Annotated in this window: 20 protein-coding genes; 18 read left to right on the forward strand and 2 right to left on the reverse strand. The window is 64.1% G+C overall.

Translation table 11 applies throughout. The annotated features are described in order from the left end of the window. Positions 1-52 precede the first annotated feature (52 nt). Positions 53-970, reverse strand: coding sequence for a LysR family transcriptional regulator (locus tag UP09_RS19935; RefSeq protein ID WP_044539987.1), 918 nt, complete (start codon positions 968-970; stop codon positions 53-55). A 152-nt stretch (positions 971-1,122) separates the two neighbouring features. On the opposite strand from UP09_RS19935, the gene UP09_RS19940 reads away from it, so the two are divergent. The 10 genes from UP09_RS19940 to UP09_RS19985 are packed head-to-tail and all read left to right on the forward strand — an operon-like array spanning position 1,123 to position 10,890. After that, positions 1,123-2,079: an N-carbamoyl-D-amino-acid hydrolase gene (locus UP09_RS19940; protein ID WP_082070209.1), complete on the forward strand. Its 957-nt coding sequence runs from the start codon at positions 1,123-1,125 to the stop codon at positions 2,077-2,079. Between the two features lie 39 nt (positions 2,080-2,118). Further along, complete coding sequence (locus UP09_RS19945; RefSeq protein WP_044539989.1) at positions 2,119-2,943, forward strand: ABC transporter substrate-binding protein; 825 nt, start codon at positions 2,119-2,121, stop codon at positions 2,941-2,943. Continuing rightward, positions 2,940-3,797: an amino acid ABC transporter permease gene (locus UP09_RS19950; RefSeq protein ID WP_044539990.1), complete on the forward strand. Its 858-nt coding sequence runs from the start codon at positions 2,940-2,942 to the stop codon at positions 3,795-3,797. The genes UP09_RS19945 and UP09_RS19950 overlap by 4 nt, the downstream gene beginning before the upstream one ends. Further along, positions 3,794-4,558: an amino acid ABC transporter ATP-binding protein gene (locus UP09_RS19955; RefSeq protein WP_044539991.1), complete on the forward strand. Its 765-nt coding sequence runs from the start codon at positions 3,794-3,796 to the stop codon at positions 4,556-4,558. The genes UP09_RS19950 and UP09_RS19955 overlap by 4 nt, the downstream gene beginning before the upstream one ends. A 13-nt stretch (positions 4,559-4,571) precedes the next feature. Further along, positions 4,572-5,387 (forward strand): ABC transporter substrate-binding protein, encoded by an 816-nt coding sequence (locus UP09_RS19960; RefSeq protein ID WP_044539992.1) that lies wholly within the window; start codon positions 4,572-4,574, stop codon positions 5,385-5,387. After that, positions 5,374-6,285 carry a polysaccharide deacetylase family protein gene (locus UP09_RS19965; RefSeq protein ID WP_044539993.1) on the forward strand — a complete coding sequence of 304 codons (912 nt, stop codon included), beginning with the start codon at positions 5,374-5,376 and terminating at the stop codon, positions 6,283-6,285. The genes UP09_RS19960 and UP09_RS19965 overlap by 14 nt, the downstream gene beginning before the upstream one ends. 23 nt (positions 6,286-6,308) lie before the next feature. Beyond that, positions 6,309-7,892, forward strand: a complete 1,584-nt coding sequence (locus tag UP09_RS19970) for an ABC transporter substrate-binding protein (protein WP_044540029.1) — start codon at positions 6,309-6,311, stop codon at positions 7,890-7,892. Then, entirely contained in the window at positions 7,889-9,262 is a 1,374-nt protein-coding gene (locus UP09_RS19975) for an amidohydrolase family protein (RefSeq protein ID WP_044539994.1), read from the forward strand. Before UP09_RS19970 ends, UP09_RS19975 begins: the two co-directional genes overlap by 4 nt. A 51-nt stretch (positions 9,263-9,313) precedes the next feature. Beyond that, positions 9,314-10,246, forward strand: coding sequence for an N-carbamoyl-D-amino-acid hydrolase (locus tag UP09_RS19980; protein ID WP_044539995.1), 933 nt, complete (start codon positions 9,314-9,316; stop codon positions 10,244-10,246). After that, entirely contained in the window at positions 10,246-10,890 is a 645-nt protein-coding gene (locus UP09_RS19985) for a flavin reductase family protein (protein ID WP_044539996.1), read from the forward strand. Before UP09_RS19980 ends, UP09_RS19985 begins: the two co-directional genes overlap by 1 nt. On the opposite strand, the gene UP09_RS19990 is transcribed toward UP09_RS19985, so the two are convergent. Beyond that, a complete protein-coding gene (locus UP09_RS19990; RefSeq protein WP_197082704.1) occupies positions 10,884-11,546 on the reverse strand; it encodes an aspartate/glutamate racemase family protein in 663 nt (220 codons plus the stop codon). The two genes, UP09_RS19985 and UP09_RS19990, sit on opposite strands and share 7 nt — an antisense overlap. A gap of 197 nt (positions 11,547-11,743) precedes the next feature. On the opposite strand from UP09_RS19990, the gene hydA reads away from it, so the two are divergent. From hydA to nikE, 8 genes are all read left to right on the forward strand, one after another. Next, positions 11,744-13,213, forward strand: coding sequence for a dihydropyrimidinase (gene hydA, locus UP09_RS19995; RefSeq protein WP_044539997.1), 1,470 nt, complete (start codon positions 11,744-11,746; stop codon positions 13,211-13,213). Between the two features lie 31 nt (positions 13,214-13,244). Further along, positions 13,245-14,222, forward strand: a complete 978-nt coding sequence (locus tag UP09_RS20000; RefSeq protein ID WP_044539998.1) for an NAD-dependent epimerase/dehydratase family protein — start codon at positions 13,245-13,247, stop codon at positions 14,220-14,222. A 1-nt stretch (position 14,223) separates the two neighbouring features. Then, the gene (locus UP09_RS20005; RefSeq protein WP_044539999.1) at positions 14,224-14,982 is read left to right on the forward strand and encodes an SDR family oxidoreductase; all 759 of its coding nucleotides are present in this window, start codon (positions 14,224-14,226) and stop codon (positions 14,980-14,982) included. Continuing rightward, the gene (locus tag UP09_RS20010) at positions 14,979-16,415 is read left to right on the forward strand and encodes an NAD(P)-binding domain-containing protein (protein WP_044540000.1); all 1,437 of its coding nucleotides are present in this window, start codon (positions 14,979-14,981) and stop codon (positions 16,413-16,415) included. Before UP09_RS20005 ends, UP09_RS20010 begins: the two co-directional genes overlap by 4 nt. Before the next feature lie 121 nt (positions 16,416-16,536). After that, complete coding sequence (locus tag UP09_RS20015) at positions 16,537-18,153, forward strand: ABC transporter substrate-binding protein (RefSeq protein ID WP_044540001.1); 1,617 nt, start codon at positions 16,537-16,539, stop codon at positions 18,151-18,153. Between the two features lie 11 nt (positions 18,154-18,164). Continuing rightward, positions 18,165-19,196: an ABC transporter permease gene (locus UP09_RS20020; RefSeq protein WP_156164686.1), complete on the forward strand. Its 1,032-nt coding sequence runs from the start codon at positions 18,165-18,167 to the stop codon at positions 19,194-19,196. 7 nt (positions 19,197-19,203) lie between these two features. Continuing rightward, entirely contained in the window at positions 19,204-20,052 is an 849-nt protein-coding gene (locus tag UP09_RS20025; protein WP_044540003.1) for an ABC transporter permease, read from the forward strand. Next, positions 20,049-21,716, forward strand: a complete 1,668-nt coding sequence (nikE, locus tag UP09_RS20030; protein WP_044540004.1) for a nickel ABC transporter ATP-binding protein NikE — start codon at positions 20,049-20,051, stop codon at positions 21,714-21,716. The genes UP09_RS20025 and nikE overlap by 4 nt, the downstream gene beginning before the upstream one ends. Positions 21,717-21,740 lie beyond the last annotated feature (24 nt).

The raw sequence follows: 21,740 nt of genomic DNA on the forward strand, positions 1-21,740 counted from the left end.
AGCTTAAATTCCCTGTGATGGATTGGAGCCAGAGTTCAAGAGCAGTCGCAGGTCAAGTGATCTGCGGACGCCCCGCGCCGGCCGGGCCCAGAGCGCGGCTTGCCTGCCGGACTTCGTCCAGGAACGCCTTGGCCAGGCGCGACAGAGGTTCTGCCTCCGACCAAAGCATGTGGGCGACAGCCGGTGTTCTCGGTGTAAAGGGCCGGATAACCAGGTCGTGGTTGCCGCCTTGGCGCGGCGAAAACGGATCGACGACTGCGGCGCCGACGCCGGCGGCTGCGAGCACACAGGCCGTATTGCAGTATCGCACCTCCACGGTCGGCTGGAACGGTGCACCGGCCTGGGCAAAACTCTCGCGCACGGCTTCGCCCAATCGCGTTCCGCGCTCGAGCCCGATGAAAGGCAAGCCGACAAGGTCGGAGGCGGAAATGACGGGACGCTCAGCCAGCGGATGCTTCGGCGGCAGGACGCAGACCATTTCGCCGGTGTGGACCACCTCATGGGCGATGCCTGGATGATGCGACAGGCCGAGCACGAAGCCCAGTTCGGCGACCCGGCTCGTCACCCCTTCGATGATTCCTTCATAGCGACGAACGTCGAAGAAGACCCGGGTCTGCTGCCGGTGACGCAGGAAATCCGACAGCGCGGGCGGAATGATGCTGTAGGCCAGCGGCGGGGTCGCGACGATCGACAACAGTCCCGAGCGACACTCCCGCAAATCGCGCACGCGGTTTTCAAGCTTGGCGTGGAGCGCAAAGATCGCCTCGCTCTCCTTGTAAAGCGCCATCGCCTCCGATGTCGGGAACAGCCGGTTGTTGACACGTTCGAACAATGCAAAGCCGGCCTGCGCTTCCATTGCCTTGAGCGCATTGCTGATCGCGGGCTGCGACAGGGCCAGTTCGTCCGCGGCCGCGACCGTGGTCCGGTGGCGGATGACCGCACGCAAAATCTCCAACTGGCGAAGGTTCATATCACTGCCGGTTATTGTCTCGCCCGAAATATCATAGCACGGGTGATTGCAATTAGCGGGCCGTTTTCGCGTAATGGGCGGCGCACCGGAGCGCTGACGGAGCGGGGGCATTCGCCTCTTGCCTAGGCAATCCGCACAGGTTGGAGGCAAACTTGGTACGCATACTCCGCGCCGCCGTCGCCCAGATGGGCCCGACGCAGAAAGCGGATTCGCGAGAGCATACGCTTGGCCGGATGCTCGAGCTTCTGGAAACGGCTGCCACGCGCGGCGCGAGCCTGGTCGTGTTTCCCGAACTCGCCTTCACGACCTTTTTCCCGCGATGGTACCTCGAAGGCGATGCGCTCGATCAATATTTCGAGCGCGGCATGCCCAATCCGGCGGTGCAGCGCCTGTTCGATCGCGCACGCGCGCTTCGCGTCGGATTTTATGTCGGTTACGCCGAACAGACCCCGGACGGCCGACGCTACAACTGCTCGATCCTGGTCGACCGTGACGGCGAGATCCTCGGGCGCTATCGCAAGGTGCATCTGCCGGGTTCGGTCGAACCGCGCGCCGGCGCGCGCTACCAGCAGCTGGAAAAGCGCTATTTCGGCTATGGCGACCTCGGATTTCCTGCGTTTCGCGCCGGACCCGATTGGGGTCACGCGATCATGGGTATGATGATCTGCAACGACCGCCGCTGGCCCGAGTCCTGGCGCGTTCTGGGCCTGCAGGGTGTCGAACTGGTCTGCGTCGGTTACAATTCGGCCGCCTACGACCCCAACGGCGGCGCCACGGAAGACGCCGCGCTGCGGACCTTCCATTCAACGCTGGTGACGCAGGCCAACGCCTATATGAACGCGACCTGGGCGATCGCGGTCGCCAAGGCGGGGGACGAGGACGGTTCCGGACTGATCGGCGGCTCCTGCATCGTCGATCCCAATGGCCGCATCGTCGCCGAGGCCGAGACGCTGGGGGATGAGGTCGTCGTCGCCGACCTCGATCTCGACCTCTGCCGCCAGGGCAAGGACAAGATGTTCAATTTTGGCGCTCATCGGCGGCCCGAGCAGTACGCCGTCATCACTGAACGCGCCGGTGTTGTCGAACCGGCTGCGCTCGATGCGGTTTGACTTGACCAAGCCGATCGTGGCGTTCTGGAAGGAGGAGAGATGATGCGCTTTTTGTTCTCCGTCGGTTTCGCTGCCCTTGTCACCGTCGCGGCGGCTCAGGCCGGTGAATTGCCTGAGGCGATCGTGAAAGCGGGTGAATTGCGGCTGACCGTCAATTCGACCTACGCTCCGATGGAGTATCGCGATCCGACGACGAACCAGCTCGTCGGACTCGACATTGATCTCGCCGACGAACTTGCGAAGCGGCTGGGCACCAAGATCGTGTGGAGCGAAACGCCGTTCGCCGAGCTCATTCCCTCGCTGCAGACCCGGCGGGCCGATTTCGTCATCAGCGGCATTTCGGACCGCAGTTCGCGGCGCGAAACAGCTGACTTCGTCGACTACCTGACCACAGGTCCGCAGTTTTTTGTTCTGGCGGAGAGTGCGGCGACGTCGGCCGTCGATCTCTGCGGCAAGAAGGTCGGAACGACGCGCAGCACCAGCTTCCCGGCCGAGATCGAAAAATGGAGCAAGCAGAACTGCGAGGCCGGCGGCAAGCCGGCCATTCAATTTGTTCCGGGCGAGAACAGCATCGACGTCCGCAACCAGCTCAAGCAGGGCCGCATCGATGCGGCCGTGCAGGGCAGCGAGACGCTGCCCTACGCCCAGCAGCAGGAAGCCGGGAAATACCGCGTGGTCGGAGAGCCGTTCTCCACGGGTTACCAGGGCATCATGTTCCGGAAGGACGACGCTGCCCTCCGCGAGGTCGTGACGCAACACCTTGCGGCAATGATAGCCGACGGTTCCTACAAGGCCATTCTCGCCAAATACGGATTGGGTGCGAACGCGGTGCCGCAGCCCATGTTGAACGCGGCCACGCAATGAGGGTGGCACCTGTTCTCGCCGAAGGCTTTCCCGACATTTCAGGGATGTCGGTCGCGCGGCGGGTTCACTGGGGGCGATGGCTTGCGGCGGCCGCGATTGTCGTCATCCTGGCCGCAATCGGGCGTGCTTTCGTCAACGGCCAGATCGAATGGAGTTATGTCAGCCGCTTCCTGACCGCGAAGGTGATCCTCGAGGGCATCGTCAACACCATGGTGATGGCGATACTCGCGATGGTGCTCGGCATCGCTTTGGGCGTCGTCGCCGCCATCATGAGGCTCTCGCCCAATCCGGTGCTCAGGTCCGTGGCCGCCGGTTATACATGGCTGTTCCGAGGCACTCCGTTAATTCTGCAATTGCTGTTGTGGTTCAACCTCGCGCTGGTGTTTCCGACGATCGGTATTCCCGGCCTGTGGTCGGCGCGTGCCGTCGACGTCATGACGCCGTTCCTGTCCGCGCTGCTCGGCCTCGGCATCAACCAGGGCGCCTACACGTCGGAAGTGATGCGGGCGGGCATGTTGTCGGTCGACATCGGGCAATATGAAGCCGCGCAGGCGATCGGCATGGGACGGCTGCGCGCGCTGCGCCGGATCATCCTGCCGCAGGCGATGCGGGTTGTGATCCCGCCGCTCGGCAATGAATTCATCGGCATGGTCAAGGCGACCTCGCTTGCTAGCGTCATCCAGTATCCGGAGGTGCTGCACAACGCCGAGAATATCTATTACGCGAACTCGCGCGTGATCGAACTTCTGATCGTCGCCGGCTTCTGGTACCTGCTCGTCGTCTCGGTCTTGACGCCGTTGCAGATGCTGCTGGAGCGACGCTTTGCCCGCGGCTCATCGCAGATGGCCCGATGACCCATCCCCTCGTCGCGATCCGTTCGGTCAGCAAGAACTTCGGCGAGTTTCAGGCTCTCAACGGTGTCTCGCTGGACGTCAGGGCGGGCGAGGTGCTTTGCCTGATCGGGGCGTCGGGATCGGGCAAGACGACGTTGCTGCGCTGTATCAATCAGCTGACTTCCGTCGACAGCGGCGGCATCTGGCTGAATGGCGAGCTGCTTGGCTTACGCGAGCAGGGCGGACGATTGCACCGCCTCACCGCCGGGCAGATCGCGCAGCAGCGCCTGAAGACCGGGATGGTATTCCAGCGCTTCAACCTGTTCCCGCACAAGACGGCGCTGGAAAATATCACCGAAGGTCCGGTGCAGGTCCAGGGCCGCAAGCGGGACGACGCGCGGGCGGAGGCCATCGAGCTGCTGCGGCGCGTCGGACTGGCGGCAAAAGCCGATGCCTACCCGTCGCAGCTCTCGGGTGGACAACAGCAGCGGGTGGCGATCGCCCGGGCACTGGCGATGAAGCCGATGCTGATGCTGTTCGATGAACCGACCAGCGCGCTCGATCCGGAACTGGTCGGAGAGGTGCTCTCGGTGATGAAGGAACTCGCCCGCAGCGGAATGACCATGATGGTGGTGACCCACGAGCTCGGCTTCGCACGCGAGGTCGCGGATACGGTCGTCTATATGGACCAGGGTGCCATCGTGGAATCCGGGCCCGCGGCAGAGGTGCTCGGCAGGCCGCGGGAAGTGCGCACCCAATCCTTTCTCTCGGCGGTGATTTGATGAGGCGACCTTCATGATGAAGCTCCTTCTCGCGGCAGCGCTGATCGGTGCTGCGACTGTTACGGTCGGGGCGGTGGAACTGCCGCCCGACATCGCCAAGCAGGGCAGCATCAAGGTCGCCATCGTGCCGAACTATCCGCCGATGGAGTTCCGCGATCCGGCCACCAGTGCGTTGACGGGCTTCGACGTCGAGCTTGGCGAGGCGCTCGGCCGCAAGCTCGGCATTAAGATCGTCTGGCAGGAAACCAGCTTCGACCAGTTCATGCCGTCGATCGCGACGGGCCGTGTGGACGCCATTCTGTCCGGCATGACCGACTATGCGAGCCGGCACGAGGCCGCGACCTTCGTCGACTATTTGCGCAGCGGGCCTCATTTCTTCGTGCAGCAATCGCGGGCGGCGGAGTTCAAGGACGCGGCCGCGCTCTGCGGCAAGAAGGTCGGGGCCAGCCGCCGCACCTCGTTCCCCGCGCAGGTCGCCGCCTGGAGCGAAGCGCATTGCGTCAGCAATCCGATCCAGTTCGTCGGCACCGACGGTTCGGCCGATGCCCGCACCCAGCTCAAGCAGGGGCGCATCGACGCCGCCGTTCAGGGCAGCGAGACGCTGCCCTACATCATGGATCTCGAGCCTGGCGCCTACACGCCGGTCGGCGAGACCTTCACGCCCGGGTTTACGGCGATTGCGCTGCCGGTCAAGGAAAAGGCGCTTCAGCAGGCGATGGTGGAAGCGGTGGATGCGCTGATCGCGGACGGCACCTATCGCATCCTGCTTGCCAAGTGGAAGTTGAACGACAACGGAATAGAGAAGGCGACCATCAATGCTGGACAGTAAGGCGCTTGCGAGCATTCCCCTGGTTCCGGCGAATACGGCGCCGCCGGCCCCGCATTATCCCTGGCCCGAGCCCTATACGTCCGCGATGTTCCTGTCGTTTGACGTGGATGCGGAGAGTGCCTGGACCAGCAAGGATGCGCTGCATGCGCAGCGCCTGATCACCATGAGTTACGGCGGCTTCGAAGCGCGCGTCGGTACGCCGAAGCTTCTGGAGCTGCTCGATCAGCTTGATCTCAAGGCGACGTTCTTCGTCACCGGCTGGTCGGTCGATGCGCATCCGGCCATGGTCGAGTCCATCCTCAAGGCCGGTCACGAGATCGGCCATCACGGCTACCACCATCTGCTGCCGGATCCGGGCGATCCGTGGATCGAGGAGGAGCTGGAGCGTGGTTTCGAGGCGCTCAAGCGTCGGCTCGGCGTCAGGCCGATCGGCTATCGCGCGCCTTACGGTGAGTTTACCGAGCAGTTGCGCGTGGCATTGGTGCGCCACGGCATCGTCTATACCTCGTCATTTCGCGACGACGTGCGGCCCTATCGCCATCGCCTCGCTGACGGCCGGCCGGGCACGATCGAACTTCCGGTGACGGCCAGCTACGACGACTGGATGCACGGACTGTCCGCCCGATTCAGCCCGCGGCCGATCTTTCCCAAGGAGCATGTGCTCTCGATCTGGAAGGACGAGCTCGACGAGACCAGGGACTGGGGCGCGCTGGTCACCACTGTGTTGCATCCGCAATGCAGCGGCCGTCCGATGCGGCTTCGCCTGCTGCGGGAGTTTCTCACCTACGCGAAATCCTGCCCCGACCTTTGGATCACGACCGGCGAGGCCATCGCGGCGAATTTCCGCAAGCATGAAGCCGCCGTTTCCGAGAACGAGGCCGATCGCTTGTCCCGATGAGCAGCTCCGTCATGCCGCCAAAGATGCTTGTTTCCCGCCGTTCGCTGTTGCGGGCCGCAGCCGTCGCGCCGGCGCTTGCGTTGCCGGGCGTCCTGCGCGCCGAGCAGCAGACCACGCTTCGATTCATCCCGGTGATCGATCTGAGTTTCATCGATCCGATTTATTCCACCGCGCAGGTGTCGCGAAACCATGGTTTCATGGTCTATGACACGCTCTACGGCATGAACTCCGCCCTCGAGATCTCGCCGCAGATGGTGTCCGGCCATGTCGTCTCCAACGACGATCGACAATGGGACCTCAGCTTGCGCGACGGCCTGCTATGGCATGACGGCGAGCGCGTGCTGGCGCGCGATTGTGTCGCGAGCATACGCCGGTGGGCGGCCCGCGACGGGTTTGGCGCCGAACTGATGGCGGCGACCGACGAATTGTCGGCGCCGGATGATCGCACCGTCCGCTTTCGCTTGAAGCGGCCGTTCCCCTTGTTGCCCGCGGCGCTCGGCAAGTCCGCGGTCCAGGCGGCGTTCATGATGCCGGAGCGGCTGGCGAGCCAGGATGCGTTCAAGCCGCTCGCTGAAGCAATCGGCAGCGGTCCTTTCCGCTACGTCGCGGACGAGCGCGTGCAGGGCGCCCGCAACGTCTACGCTCGCTTCGATCGCTATCGTCCCCGCGAGGACGGCAAGCCGGACTGGACGGCCGGCCCCAAGCTCGTGCATTACGATCGCGTGGTCTGGACCACGATGCCGGATGCGGCGACCGGCGTCGCCGCACTGCAGACCGGCGAGCAGGATTGGCAGGAAACGACGCCACACGATCTTTTGCCGATCCTGACGCGGGTCGCCAAGGTCGCCACCCGGATTCTCGACCCGCGCGGCTACACCTGCATGATGCGGCTCAATCACCTGCAGCCGCCGTTCGACAATCCGGCGATCCGCCGGGCGCTCTTGGGCGCGATCGATCAGTCCGCCTTCATGACGGCGGTGGCGGGTGAGGATCCCGCCCATCAGACCTCGCCGATCGGCTTCTTCGCGCCGGATACGCCGATGGCGAGCGATGTCGGCCTGGATGTGTTCCGGGGGCCACGCGACATGGCGAAGGTCAAGGCCGATCTGAAGGCGGCCGGCTACAATGGCGAGAAGGTGGTGCTGCTGGTTCCCACCAACTCGCAGGCACAGAAGCCGCTTGGCGATGTGGCCGCCGACATGCTGCAGCAGTGCGGCATCAATGTGGACTATGCCGGAATGGAGTTCGGCGCGGTGTTGCAGCGACAGTTGAAGAAGGATCCGATCGCCCAGGGCGGATGGAGCGCCGGCGTCGGCAATTGGCAGGGGATCGACTGGCTCAATCCGGCCGGCAACACCAATCTGCGCGGCGATGGCAAGGCTGCCGGCTGGTACAGCAGCGAGAAGATGCAGGCGTTGCGCGGCCAGTGGCTCGCCGCCCCCAATCTTGCCGAGCAGCAGCGCATCTGCCGTGATATTCAGGCGTTGTCGTTCGAGGAGATTCCATATCTGCCGATCGGCCAATACAAGCAGCCGACCGCGTACCGCACCAGCATTACCGGTATCCTCGACGGCACGGCCGTCTTCTGGAATGTGCGCCCGACATGAGCACGATCGCAATCTTTGGCAGTTATGTCTTGTCCCGCAAGGATGGTGCGCAGCACGTGCTGCGCGATCATTGGGTGTTGCTTGAAGGCAAGCGGATCGCTGCCGTCACGCCCGACCGGCCGTCCGCCGCCGAGGTCTTCGATCGGCCGGGCCGCTTCGTGTTGCCCGGCCTGATGAACCTGCACAACCACTGCTTCAGCGAAGCCGTTGCCCGGACCCATACCGAGGACGGCAATGGCCGCCGCAACAACCAGAGCATCGTCTACACCGTGCTGCTGCCGCTGACCAAGCGTGGCGCCGAAATGCTGTCGCCGGCCGAACGGCTCGCGATCGCGCGGCTCGGGATCCTGCAACTGCTGAAGGGCGGCGCCACCACGGTGATGGAGCCTTTCCGCAACACGATCCCCGAGATGTTCGATGCGGCCGAGGAGATGGGCATCCGTTTCTACGGCGCGCCCTATCTGTTCTCGACCTCGGACGCCAAGGCCGGTCCGGATGGCGTCGTGCGCTATGCCGGCGATGATGGCCATGCCGATATGGACACCTGGAACGCGCTATATGAGCGCTGGAATGGGCGCGGCGACGGCCGGATCGGCCTTGCGATGAGCCCGCACGCGACCGACACATGCGGGCCTGATTTGCTGCGCGCATGCGCCGCGCGGGCCCGTGAACTGGATGTTCCGATCACGACCCATCTGGCGCAGAGCCAGGCCGAGGTCGCCACGATAGGCGCCCGCTACGGCGGTCGCACGCCCGCCGAATATCTCGACTGGCTCGGCTTGCTCGCGCCAGACCTGCTCGCCGCACACTGCATCGCCAGTACTGACAGCGATCTGAAGCTGATGGCGGCGCGAGGTGCCACGGTGCTGAACTGCCCGCGCGTATTCGCGCGCGCCGGCGTCACGGCGGCGTTCAGCCGCTTTGCCGCCCACGGCGTCAGCACGGTGATCGGAACCGACGGCTACAACATGGACTTTCTCGGCGAACTCAACGCCGCCTCGATGATCTCGAAGATCGCGTCCGGTCGCGCCGACGTAGCCAACGCGCCCGAGCTGATCGAGGCGGTGACCGCAACTGCCGCGGCGCTGATCAAGCGGCCGGACCTCGGAACGATCACGCCGGGCGCGACCGCCGACCTTACCGTCGTCGACCTGACGCATCCGCATCTGCAGCCGCTGTTCGATCCGCGCCGCGGACTGATCGCGCTCGCGAACCGCGCCAATATCGACCAGGTCGTCGTCGATGGACGCGTGCTGATCGACGCCGGCCGCTACATCCACCGCGACGAGGCGGCGATCATTTCGGCGGGAACGGCGGCGATCGGCAAGATCTGGGATCTGCCGGAAGCACAGGCAGCCTTCAATGGCTGACGGCTCGACGATGCTCCAACGCAACACCAAATAAAGCAATCAGGAAAACTCATGCGCGTCATCAATGTTGCCGCCGCCCAGATGGGCCCGATCCAGAAAGCCGACAGCCGCGAAGCGGTCGTCAAGCGCATGATCGCGCTGATGGATCAAGCCAAGGCTGGGGGGGCCGATCTGATCGTCTATCCGGAGCTGGCGCTCACCACGTTCTTTCCGCGCTGGTACATGACGGATCAGGCCGAGGTCGATGCCTGGTTCGAACGCGAGATGCCGAATGCGGCGACCATGCCGCTATTCGAGCGCGCCGCGCATCACCAGATCGGCATGAACTTCGGCTATGCCGAGCTGACGCCAGACGGACACCATTTCAACACCAGCATCCTGACTGACAAATCCGGGCGGATCGTCGGCAAGTACCGCAAAATCCATCTGCCCGGTCATTCGGAGTTCGATACCGAACGCGCCTTCCAGCACCTGGAGAAGCGCTACTTCGAACCCGGCGATCTCGGCTTCAGCGTCTGGCGCGCGCTTGGCGGTATCCTCGGCATGGCGATCTGCAACGACCGGCGTTGGCCGGAAACCTATCGCGTGATGGGCCTGCAGGGCGTCGAGATGGTGATGATCGGTTACAACACGCCGTCGGTGAACGCCGAGAAGAGCGAGGAGGGACCCGCGAAGCGGTTGTTCCACAACCGGCTCTCCGCGCAGGCCGGCGCCTACCAGAACTCGACATGGGTCGTGTGCGTGGCCAAGGCCGGCGTCGAGGATGGTCACCCCCTGATCGGGGGCACCCTGATCGTCAATCCCGACGGTGAGATCGTCGTCGAAGCCAAGACCGAGGAGGACGAACTGCTGGTTCATCCCTGCGATCTCGACGCCACCGCGTTCGGCAAGGACACGATCTTCAATTTTGCTCAGCACCGCCGTATCGAGCATTATGGACTGATCACCAGCCGTACCGGCGCGCAGCCGCCTCCGGAAAACTAATGTCCGGCATCGCCTTCAACGAGCTCGATCCGCACACCCGATACAAGCTGTTGTGTGGGGTCGTCGTGCCACGGCCGATCGCGCTCGTCACGACGCTCGATGAGAACGGCAAGGTCAATGCCGCGCCCTTCAGCTTCTTCAACGTGTTCTCGGAAGATCCCCCGCTCGTGGTGCTCGGCCTGCAGCACAAGGCCGATCTCAGTCCGAAGGACACCACGCGCAACATCCGTCGCAGCGGACAGTTCGTCGTGCACATGGTGGATGAGGCACTCGCGGCCGCCATGAACGAATGCGCGGTGGATTTTCCCGCCGGAAGCAGCGAAGTGGAGGCAGCGGGCTTGGCCACGCTGCCGTCGATCGACGTTGCCGTGCCTCGACTGGCAGCGGCGCCCTTTGCACTGGAGTGCCGACAACAGGTCGCGCTCGCGTTCGGGCCGGGGCGCGAGCTGCTGGTCGGCGAGGTGCTGCGCCTGCACGCACGGGATGGTCTGATCGACCATGCCAGGATGCATGTCGATTTCGACGCCTACCGTCCGATCGGACGCCTGTTCGGCAATCTCTACGCCAATCAGCGGGATACATTCGCGCTAACGCGCGAAAGCCATGCGCAGTGGCTTGCACGCGTCGAGAATGGGGATCAGTGATGGGCGAACTGCACCGTGCCCAACGCCATCGTCACGGCGGCCTGCGTCGGGTCGATCACGGGAATCCCGAGCGCCTCTTCCAGCGATCGGCGGTGGCGCGCCATGCCGGCGCAGCCCATCACGATGGCGCCGGCACCGTCCTCGTCCTTCAGCGTGCGCCCGACCTCGATCATCCGCGCCAGCGTTCCTTCGCCCGATGCCGTCTCCGCCACGCTCATGTTGAGCGGCCGCTCGCCGGACAGGCGATCCATCAGGCCCATCTGGCGGAGGTAGCGCATATGACGCCGGATCGAGCGTTGCGCGATCGCGATAACGCCGAACGTGTCGGCGCGCGCCAGCGCCGTCAGCACGCCGCACTCGGCGATACCGAACACCGGCCGGTCCGTTGCCTCGCGGCAGACATGCAGTCCAGGATCGCTGTAGCAGGCAATGATGAAGGCCGCCGAGCTGTTGTCGCTCTCCACCATTCGGCGCAGCGGCATCGTGACGCTTTCGGCATCCGCCTGGCTCTCGATCCCGTAAGGGCCCTCAGCCAGCGTCTTGCAGATGATCTCGGGTCCGCCTGCGAAGCCAAGCGGCTTCAAGGCGTCCTCGAGGCCCCGGGTCACGAGCTGGTTGGAATTGGGATTGATCACGAGGATGCTTGGCCGGGACATCATGTTTTCCTGCAGGACGACACTTCGCGAGATGCCGTGAGACAAAGGTATAACGCGGTTACGATTGAAGCAATCGATGTGCCATCAGTAATGCGTGGTCAGCTGTCTGCTGCGACAGCGCGAGGCGGCATGGCGGCACGATCTGTGCCTTCACTGGGTTGATGCCGGACGTAAGAGCCAGAATTCAGGAGTTTGCCATGACCGAGCCCGTTTATGACCTCGTAATTCGCGGTGGACGCGTTGCGACTGCGAGTGACGTGTTCGAGGCTGATGTCGCCATTTCCGGTGAGACGATCGCGGCGATCGGACGTGGATTGGCGGTTGGGCGGCGCGAGATCGACGCACGCGGCAAGCTGGTTCTTCCCGGCGGCGTCGACAGCCACGCTCACATCGAGCAGCTTTCGGCCGCGGGAATCGTCAACGCCGACACATTCGAGAGTGCGACCGTCTCGGCCGCGTTCGGTGGCACCACCACCGTGATCCCGTTCGCGGCTCAGCATGTCGGCATGAAGCTGCCCCAGGTGCTCGAGGACTACCACGCGCTGGCCAGAAAGGGCGCCGTCATCGACTATGCCTTTCACATGATCATCGCCGATCCGACCCGGGAGACACTGGAAACCGATCTGCCTCATCTGATCAAGCAGGGGCATGGCTCGATCAAGATCTTCATGACCTACGATCTCCTGAAGATTGATGATGAGCCACTGCTGGACATTCTGCTGGCGGCGCGTGACGGCGGCGCGATGCTGTGCGCCCATGCCGAAAATCACGGGATCATTTCCTGGATGGTGAAGCGGCTGCTCGCGCGCGGCTACACCGATCCGAAATATCACGCCATCAGCCATGCGCGCGTCTCGGAAGCCGAGGCTTTCAATCGCCTGATCGGCATGGCCGCCCTGATCGATCAGCCGATCATGATCTTTCACGTGTCGACGGCCGAGGGCGCCAAGGTGATCCGCGATGCGCGCGGGCAGGGGCTGAAGGTATTCGCGGAAACCTGTCCGCAATATCTCTTCCTCACCGCCGACGATCTCGACAAGCCAGGCGTGGAAGGCGCGAAATGGATGTGCAGCCCGCCGCCACGGCGTGCGTCCGATCAGGAAGCGCTGTGGCAGGCGCTGGCGCTCGGCGATCTCCAGACCGTTTCGTCCGATCATGCGCCGTATCGATTCGATGAGACCGGCAAGCTGCGGGCGGGCCCCAATCCCAATTTCAAGCAGGTCGCGAACGGCTTGCCGGGACTGGAGGTGCGCCTGCCCTTGCTGTTCGACGCCATGGTTTCCAGGGGGCGCCTCGGGCTCGGGAAATTCGTCGAGTTGACGGCGACCGCACCGGCCAAGATCTACAATCTGCATCCGCGCAAAGGCTCGATTGCAATCGGCGCCGATGCCGACATCGGCATCTGGGACCCGCAGCGCGAGGTCACCCTGAGCGACGCAATGATGCATGATCTCGCCGGCTACACGCCGTTCGCCGGCCGCAAGCTGCGTGGCTGGCCGGTCACCGTGCTGTCGCGCGGCCGGGTGATCGTGAGCGACGGCAAACGTTCGGTCGAAGCCGGCTCCGGCCGCTTCCTTGCACGCAGCGGCGGTGAAGCGGCGAAGCCGACCGGGCGGCTGATGCCGGACATGGATCCCGAGCAGAATTTCGGGGCGAGATTACTGTGATTGGGCTTCGGCCATGTGCCCGGATTGAACGATGAGAAGTCTTCTGTTCGGCGGCACCGGCTTCGTGGGGCTCAATATCGCGGCCGCGCTGCTGGCGCGCGGCCATACGGTGACGCTATTTGATCGCGCTGGTTTGCCGGCCGCTGCGGAGAGGGATTTTGCGCGCCATGCGGGTCGGCTGACGACCATTCGCGGCGACATTACCAATCGTGAGCTCGTTGAGCAGGTGATCGCCGCGGGCCACGAGGCGATCATTCTCGGAGCCGCTATCACCGCCGGCCCGGAGCGCGAAGCGGCGGATCCCGAGACCATTCTCCGGGTCAACCTGTTGGCTCAGATACCTGTCCTGAAGGCGGCGCGGCGTAGCGGCGTTGCGCGCATCATCAATCTCTCATCCGCCGCTGCCTATGGCACGAGCGCGTTTCGCAACTTGCCGCTCGATGAAGAGACGGCCTGCGATCCTGTCACGCTCTACGCCATCACCAAGTTCGCGTCCGAGAAGATTGCGGCGCGGATGGCTGCGCTCTGGGAGTGCGTGATCATCAGCGTGCGGCTCAGTGCGGTGTTCGGGCCGTGGGAGCGGATCAACGACGCCCGCGATACGCCGAGCCCGCAAGTGCAGATTCTGGCCGCGATGCAAGAGGGGCGCGAAGCCGTTCTGCTGCGTCCAGGCGTCAGGGACTGGATTTACGCGCTGGATGTCGCGGAAGCCATAACCGTGCTGGTCGAGACGGCAAAGCCAAAGCACCGGCTTTATAACATTTCGACCGGTGTGGAATGGGCGGCGTTGAAGTGGGGACAGGCGCTGGCGGCTTTGCATCCCGGCTTCATTTGCCGACTGGCGGACGGCGATGAAGCGCCGACGGTTGACCTGCATAGTCCAACCGACCGTGCACCGCTTTCGATCGCGCGCCTTGAGCAGGAATTCGGCTGGCGCGCACGGTTCGGATGCGCCGAGTCCGCGGCCGATCTGAGCCGCTGGTGGACCGCACATCGGGGAGAGACCTGACATGAGACTGGCGGGGCGGATCGCGATTATCACGGGAGCCGGGTCCGGCATTGGCCGGGCCAGCGCGGTGCTGTTCGCGAGAGAAGGTGCATGGGTCGAACTGGTCGATCGCGACAGCGCCGTGCAGGAGACCTTGGAGGCGATCGAGGACGCGGATAGCAAGACCTCGATGCACGTCGGCGACGTCGGCGAGGCCGATTTTGCGCGAACGGTCGTCGGCGATGTCATGGCGCGCCGCGGCCGGCTCGATGTGCTGATGACCGCTGCCGGCTTTTCCTGTGGCGGGACGGTGCTGACGACCGATCCGGCCGATTGGGACGCCGTGTTCCGCACCAATGTCGGCGGAACCCGGCTTTGGTCGCGCGCCGCGGTGCCTGCGATGCAACGCCAGGGCAGCGGTTCGATCATCACGCTCGCCTCGCAGCTTGCGATCGCCGGCGGCCGGAACAACAGCGCCTATATCGCCGCCAAGGGCGCGATCATCAGCCTGACGCGGACGATGGCGTTGGACTTCGCAACCGACGGCATCCGCGTCAATGCGATCGCGCCCGGCGCCATCGATACGCCGATGCTGCGGCGAAGTTTTGCCCGTCATGCCGATCCCGAGCCGGTGCGCGAAGCGTCGCGCAACCGCCATCCGATGCGGCGATTTGGCAAAGCGGAGGAGGTGGCCGAGGCCGCGCTCCACCTCGCCAGCGATGCGTCTTCCTTTACGACCGGCACGGTGATGGCGGTGGACGGCGGTTGGCTCGCAGCATGAACAGCGCCCTTGTCGCCCTCGAAGCCCGCGTTCGCACCGATCTTGCCAGGATCGCGCATCCGGATGCCGCATGGTTGACGCCGAGACCGGGGCCGGACGGCAGGCCGGCGCTGGACGTGCTCGTGATCGGCGCTGGCCAATCGGGCCTCGCCACGGCCTTTGGGCTGCTGCGATCGCAGGTGACCAACATCCTCGTCCTCGATAAATCCGCCGCGGGGCAGGAAGGGCCGTGGCTCACCTATGCCCGCATGCACACGCTGCGCAGTCCGAAGCACTTCACCGGCCCCGACCTCGATATTCCGAGCCTGACCTACCAGTCCTGGCATGAAGCACGGTTCGGAGAGGACGCCTGGCAAGAACTCGATCTCATTCCTCGCGATCTCTGGGCCGAATACCTGCTCTGGTTCAGACGCATCGTGGATATTCCCGTGCGCAATGGCTGCGAGGTCGTCGAGATCGGACCTGCCGCAGGCGGATTGCTTGCGGCGAAGGTTGAGAGCGCTGACGGCATCGACATCATCCTTGCGCGCAAGATTGTGCTGGCGACGGGACAGGAGGGCATGGGCGACTGGACCATCCCGGAGCCGCTGCGCCATCTGCCGTCTTCGCTGTGCGCGCACGCGGCCGATGCAATCGACTTCACGACGCTGCGCGGCAAACGCGTTGCGGTGATCGGCGCCGGCGCTTCCGCCTTCGACAATGCCGCAACCGCGCTGGAGGCAGGAGCGGCGGAGGTGGATTTGCTTTGTCGCCGGGCGGAGATCCAGGTGATCCAGCCCTACCGCTGGCTCACCTTCCGCGGCTTCCTGCGGCATTTCTCTGATCTGGGTGATGACTGGCGCTGGCGTTTCATGCGCGCCGTCCTCGAGATGCGCGAAGGTTTTCCGCAAGCGACTTACGATCGTTGCGCGCGCCACGCCAACTTTCGATTGCGTGAAGGCGCACCGATCGAGGCTGCGAGAGCGAAGGATCATGGCGTCGAACTGCAGACGCCGAATGGTGCATTCCTGGCCGACTTCGTGATTTGCGGCACCGGCATCGACATGAACTTTGCGGGCCGGCCCGAGTTGCGAAACTGTGCCGCCAACATCGCGACTTGGGCCGATCGCTACCAGCCGCCACCCGACGAGCGCAATTCGCGTCTCGGCCGCTTTCCCTATCTCGCCGACGACTACGCGCTGACCGAGCGCGTCACTGGCGCAACACCGTGGATCGCGGACGTGCATGTGTTTGCGATCGCATCGACCATGAGCTTCGGCGCGTCGGGCTCGTCGATCAATGCGATGACCACGGCGGTGCCGAAGCTCGTGCATGGGCTGACACGTGGCCTGTTTTGCGCGGACATCGAGCGTCACTGGGCGTCGTTCAGGGCATATGACGTGCCGCAGGCGACCGTCGCACGACAAACGCGATCCACGGGCGAAAAGCGATGAAGGCTATCGTCGACGGCGACATGCTCGGACCACCATCGCGGGCATGCCGGTTGGCATACCCCTTGCTTAAATATTCGGCGCCCACCTCCGAAAACAGTCGTAAAAAACAGGGATACGATCGATGAGCGTTACCGGATCGAAACGTCTGCTTTCGGTGGTTGCCTTTGCCGTGTTTTCGCTGCTGGCCGGATCGGCGCAGGCGCAAACCCGGGCCGAAACGCTGCGCTATGTGACCGGCGCAACGGTCAATACGCTGGACCCGAATATTCCGGGTTCGACCCGTGAAGCCTTTGCGGTCAGCCTTTCCACTTACGACCGGCTGGTGTCCTTCGGCCGCAAGCAGCTCAATGGCAAATGGGTGTTCGATCTCGACACGATCACGGGTGAATTGGCCGAATCCTTTGACGTCAGCCCGGACGGACTGAAGCTGACGTTTCACCTGCGCAAGGACGCCAAGTTCCAGGACGGCACGCCGGTCTCCGCCGAAGACGTGAAATGGTCGCTTGACCGTGCCGTCACAGCGCCGGTCCTCGGCAAGGCGCAATTGCTTACGGGGTCGATGACGTCACCCGATCAATTCAAGGTGGTCGATCCCCTGACGTTCGAGGTGACGCTGCCGAAACCGGACAAGCTCGCATTGCCCAATCTCGCCACCGTCTATCCGATCATCATCAACGCCAAGGTCGCCAAGGAGCATGCCACCGCCGACGATCCCTGGGCGACGGCGTGGCTGAAGGAGCACACCGCCGGCAGCGGCGCCTATCGGATCGACATGTTCAAGCCGGGCGAACAGGTGATCATGACCCGCAATGACACCTGGAACCGCGGCACGACCGACAAGTCGGCGTCCTTCAAGCGGATCATCGTGCAATCGGTGCCGGAGCCGGCGACCCGCGCCAATCTGGTCGAGCGTGGCGATGCCGATATCGTCATCGATCTGCAGGCCAGCGACGTCCAGTCGCTCGAGGCCAAGGGCAAGCTGAAAGTGATCTCGACGCCGCAATATAATGCGGTCACGTTCGTTTCGATGAACAATCTGATTCCACCGTTCGACAACGTCAATGTGCGCCGCGCGGTCGCTTTCGCACTGCCTTATGATGACATGTTCAAGGCAGCACTGTTCGGGCGCGGTGCGCCGCTGTTCGGCGCGACCTGGGCGGATGGAAGGCCTGCGAGCGGTGCTTACCCAATTCCACAACCGGTGAAGCTCGATCTTGAAAAGGCCAGGGACTATCTCAAGGCGGCGGGCTTGCCGGACGGGTTCTCGACCACGTTCAGCTTCAACGTCGGTCAGGCGTCGACGGCCGAGCCGATGGCTGCGCTGATCAAGGAATCGCTGGCCAAAATTGGCATCAAGGTCGATATCCAGAAGCTGCCGGATGCGCAGATGTCGACGCAGATCAATGAGAAGAAGCTTCCCTTCTTCACCGAGGGCATCGTCGCCTGGTTGCCCTCGACGGATTATTTTTACCGCAATTTTTATACCGGCAATCAGCGCTGGAACTACTCGTCGATCGACAATCCCGAGCTGGTGGCGATTGCGCAGGAAGCCCGTTTCGAACCCGACAAGGCCAAATACGAGGAAGACGGCAGGAAGCTCAACGCCATCCATTTCAATGAGATTCCGCAGATACCGCTCTGGCAGCCCAACCAGGACGCCGTGATGGCGCCCTCGATCGAAGGATACACCTATCAGTTCCACCGCCAGGTCGATTACCGCGATCTTAGTCGCAAGTAATGGCCGGCGGGATGGCAGCTTTCGGCGTAACCATGGCCAGGGCAGGAAAGCGTTTCCTGTCCTCGCTCCCGGTGCTGCTCGGCGTGCTCGTTTTCACGTTCCTGCTGATGCGCGTGCTGCCGGGCGATCCGGCGGTGTTCTTCGCCTCCGGGCCGAATGCCGGCAAGGAGGAGATCGAGGTCATCCGCAAGCAGATGGGCCTCGACAAGCCGGTGCCCGAGCAGCTGATGCTCTATCTCTACGATGTCGGTCGCGGCAACCTCGGCCGGTCGATGACGACCGGACAGCCGGTCACGACCGATCTGCGCGCGCGGCTGCCGGCCTCGCTCGAGCTCACCTTCGCGGCATTGTTGATCGCACTGGTTTCGGCGGTACCGCTCGGCGTGCTCGCAGCGCTGAGGCCGGGCTCGATCATCGACCACGGGGTGCGATTGTTCTGCGCGCTCGGCGTCTGCGTGCCGACCTTCGTTTCCGGCCTGCTACTGATCTACGTGTTCTATTACCTGCTCGGCGTTGCGCCTGACCCGACCGGCCGGGTCGATATCTTCGCGTCGCTGCCGCCGTCGCGGACCGGCTTTCTGCTGATCGACTTCCTGCTCGCCGGCGATATCGATGGATGGTGGGCCGCCTTCAGGCAACTGATCCTGCCGGCGCTGAGCATGGCGCTGTTCGTGATCGCGCCGCTGGCGCGCATCACCCGCGCCTCGATGCTGGTCTCGCTTGGCAGCGACTTTATCCGTACCGCGCGTTCGGTCGGCCTTCCCTGGTGGCGCGTCGTCGTCACCTATGCGTTGCGCAACGCCATCCTGCCGGTCATCACCATCACCGGCATCGTGTTCTCGACCATGCTCGGCGCCAATGTGCTGGTGGAGAAGGTGTTCTCCTGGCCGGGCGTCGCCTCCTATGCGCTCGATGCGCTGCTCTCGTCGGACTATGCGCCGGTGCAGGGTTTCGTGCTGCTGATGGCGAGCGTCTTCGTGATCGTCAATCTGGTCGTGGACGTTCTCTACGGCATCGCTGATCCGCGGGTGACAGTCGGATGACGATCGGATGACCAGCGCGACGCTTCGCCATGCCGGCTGGATCTTGCGCGGCAATCCGCTCACGGCGGTTGCTGCCGCCGGCGTCGTGCTGCTTGCACTCGTCGGCATCTTCGGGCCGTGGATTGCGCCGTACGACCCGATTGTCTCGAACGTGTCGCAGGCGCTGTCGCCGCCGAGCGCGGCCCATATCGCCGGCACGGATCAGCTCGGCCGTGACGTCTTTAGCCGTCTCATCGTGGCGACCCGGCTCGACCTTGCGATTGCGGTCTCGGCGGTCGGAATCTCGTTCGCGCTTGGCGCCGTGATCGGCGCGATCTGCGGCTATGCCGGTGGCCGGCTCGATCGTGCCGTCGGTCGTTTCGTCGACGTGCTGATGGCCTTTCCGCTGTTCGTGCTGGCCATGGCGATGGTCGCCGCGCTCGGTAACCGGGTCGAGAACATCGTCATCGCGACCGCCATCATCAATCTGCCGTTCTACATCCGCTTTGCCCGGGCCGAGGTGAATGTCCGCCGCAATCTCGGCTGGGTCGAGGCGGCGCGCGCCTGCGGCGACAGCCACATCTCGGTCGTGCTGCGCTTCCTGCTACCGAACGTGCTGCCGGCGATGGCGGTACAAATGTCGCTCAATCTCGGCTGGGCGATCCTCAACGCCGCCGGGCTGTCCTTCATCGGCCTCGGGGTCAAGCCGCCGACGCCGGAGTGGGGCATCATGGTTGCGGAGGGCGCGCGATTCATTTCGACCGGCAAGTGGTGGCTGGTCGCCTTTCCCGGCCTCGCGTTGATGCTGGCAGTGCTCTGCTTCAACCTGCTCGGCGATGGAATCCGCGATATCCTCGACCCCCGCATGCGAACATGATCCATTCGCTGCTGACATTGAACGACCTGCACGTGACCTTCTCGACGCGGCGCGGCTTGGTCGAGGCGGTACGCGGCGTATCGCTGTCGCTCGGTGAGGGCGAGATGCTCGGCCTCGTCGGCGAGAGCGGCTCGGGCAAATCCGTCACCGGCTTTGCGATCACGGGGCTGCTCGATGCCGCCGGGCGGATCACGGCGGGCAGCATTCAGTTTCGTGGCCGGGACATCACGAAAATGTCGGGAAGCGACGCCCGCAACCTGCACGGCGCCGCGATGGCGATGATCTTCCAGAATCCGCGCGCCGCGCTCAATCCGATCCGTGCCGTCGGCGAGCAGATTGCCGACGCCATTCTGGCGCACAAGCGAATGTCGCGCGATGAGGCACGCGCCGAGGCGCTGAAGCTGTTGCGGGCCGTGCAGATTCGCGAGCCCGAGAAACGCATGGCGGCCTATCCGCATGAGCTTTCCGGCGGCATGTGCCAGCGCGTGATGATCGCGATGGCGATTTCCTGCAACCCGGCGCTATTGATCGCGGACGAGCCGACCACCGGCCTCGACGTGACGACGCAGAAGGTGGTGATGGATCTGCTGGCCGGGATATCAGCCGAACGCGGCATGGCGACCATCCTGATCACCCACGATCTGGGTCTCGCCGCCCGTTACTGCCGCCGCGTCGTGGTGATGGAGCAGGGCCGCCTGGTCGAGGAGGCCGAACCGAGGACGCTATTCCACGCTCCGCAGCACGCCTATACCAAGCGCCTGGTGGCGGCGTCGCCGACGGCGAGTTCCCGGATCGCGGATCTGGTGACGGACGAGGAGAGCGGACGCTCCGTTGCGATCAAGGTCGCACCCAGACCGCCGCCAGCGCCGGGCACGCCGCCGCTGCTTGAGGTGCACAAACTCGCGAAGCGCTTCGACCTGGGGGCGGCCGCGGTCGCCGACTTTTCGATGATGATCAGGGCCGGCGAGAGTGTGGGTCTGGTCGGCGAATCCGGCTCCGGAAAAACCACCACATCGCGCATGATCTGCCGGCTGATTGATCCGAGCGAGGGAGAGATATCGTTCGAGGGCCAAGCGATCGGCCATATCCCGGCCCGCGATTTTCACCGGTCACCGTTTCGCAAGGATATCCAGATCGTCTTTCAGGATCCGAACGACAGCCTCAACCCGCGCTTTACCGCCTTTGACTGCATTGCTCATCCACTGCTGCGGCTTGGCGGCATGCGCGCGGGTACCGCGCTGCGGCAGCGGGTCGAGCAGTGCGCCGATCGCGTCGGATTGGCGGTCGAGTTGCTGACGCGTTTTCCGCATCAGCTCTCCGGCGGCCAGAAGGCGCGCGTCGGCATCGCGCGGGCGATCGCGTGCCGGCCGCGTCTGTTGGTGCTGGATGAACCGACGGCGGCGCTCGACGTCTCGGTCCAGGCCGTGGTGCTGCAATTGCTCGATCGGTTGAGGCGCGAGGACGACCTCGCATTTCTCTTTGTCAGCCACGACCTCAACGTCGTTCGCATGATGTGCGATCGTACCATCGTGCTGCGAAACGGCCGTATCGTCGAGCAGGGCGCAAGCCGGGCCATGTTCGACAATCCGCAGACCGATTACACGCGGGAGTTGGTCGAGGCCGTGCCGCATATCGAGACTATATTTGCCGCCGCCGTGAATTGATGTCGTTGAACGCGATGTGCGCGG

This window comes from Bradyrhizobium sp. LTSP885 (genome assembly GCF_000938305.1).
In the GTDB taxonomy this organism is placed as follows: domain Bacteria; phylum Pseudomonadota; class Alphaproteobacteria; order Rhizobiales; family Xanthobacteraceae; genus Bradyrhizobium.

Excerpts from the sequence above, each read along its gene's own strand:
- UP09_RS19965 (WP_044539993.1), top strand. The coding sequence starts at position 5,374 with ATGCTGGACAGTAAGGCGCTTGCGAGCATTCCCCTGGTTCCGGCGAAT.
- UP09_RS20005 (WP_044539999.1), top strand. The coding sequence starts at position 14,224 with ATGAGACTGGCGGGGCGGATCGCGATTATCACGGGAGCCGGGTCCGGC.
- UP09_RS19975 (WP_044539994.1), top strand. The coding sequence starts at position 7,889 with ATGAGCACGATCGCAATCTTTGGCAGTTATGTCTTGTCCCGCAAGGAT.
- UP09_RS19955 (WP_044539991.1), top strand. The coding sequence starts at position 3,794 with ATGACCCATCCCCTCGTCGCGATCCGTTCGGTCAGCAAGAACTTCGGC.
- UP09_RS20015 (WP_044540001.1), top strand. The coding sequence starts at position 16,537 with ATGAGCGTTACCGGATCGAAACGTCTGCTTTCGGTGGTTGCCTTTGCC.
- UP09_RS20010 (WP_044540000.1), top strand. The coding sequence starts at position 14,979 with ATGAACAGCGCCCTTGTCGCCCTCGAAGCCCGCGTTCGCACCGATCTT.
- UP09_RS19935 (WP_044539987.1), bottom strand. The coding sequence starts at position 970 with ATGAACCTTCGCCAGTTGGAGATTTTGCGTGCGGTCATCCGCCACCGG.
- UP09_RS19985 (WP_044539996.1), top strand. The coding sequence starts at position 10,246 with ATGTCCGGCATCGCCTTCAACGAGCTCGATCCGCACACCCGATACAAG.
- hydA (WP_044539997.1), top strand. The coding sequence starts at position 11,744 with ATGACCGAGCCCGTTTATGACCTCGTAATTCGCGGTGGACGCGTTGCG.
- UP09_RS19990 (WP_197082704.1), bottom strand. The coding sequence starts at position 11,546 with ATGTCCCGGCCAAGCATCCTCGTGATCAATCCCAATTCCAACCAGCTC.
- UP09_RS19980 (WP_044539995.1), top strand. The coding sequence starts at position 9,314 with ATGCGCGTCATCAATGTTGCCGCCGCCCAGATGGGCCCGATCCAGAAA.
- UP09_RS19960 (WP_044539992.1), top strand. The coding sequence starts at position 4,572 with ATGATGAAGCTCCTTCTCGCGGCAGCGCTGATCGGTGCTGCGACTGTT.
- UP09_RS19950 (WP_044539990.1), top strand. The coding sequence starts at position 2,940 with ATGAGGGTGGCACCTGTTCTCGCCGAAGGCTTTCCCGACATTTCAGGG.
- UP09_RS19945 (WP_044539989.1), top strand. The coding sequence starts at position 2,119 with ATGATGCGCTTTTTGTTCTCCGTCGGTTTCGCTGCCCTTGTCACCGTC.
- UP09_RS20025 (WP_044540003.1), top strand. The coding sequence starts at position 19,204 with ATGACCAGCGCGACGCTTCGCCATGCCGGCTGGATCTTGCGCGGCAAT.
- UP09_RS19970 (WP_044540029.1), top strand. The coding sequence starts at position 6,309 with ATGCTTGTTTCCCGCCGTTCGCTGTTGCGGGCCGCAGCCGTCGCGCCG.
- UP09_RS20020 (WP_156164686.1), top strand. The coding sequence starts at position 18,165 with ATGGCAGCTTTCGGCGTAACCATGGCCAGGGCAGGAAAGCGTTTCCTG.
- UP09_RS20000 (WP_044539998.1), top strand. The coding sequence starts at position 13,245 with ATGAGAAGTCTTCTGTTCGGCGGCACCGGCTTCGTGGGGCTCAATATC.
- nikE (WP_044540004.1), top strand. The coding sequence starts at position 20,049 with ATGATCCATTCGCTGCTGACATTGAACGACCTGCACGTGACCTTCTCG.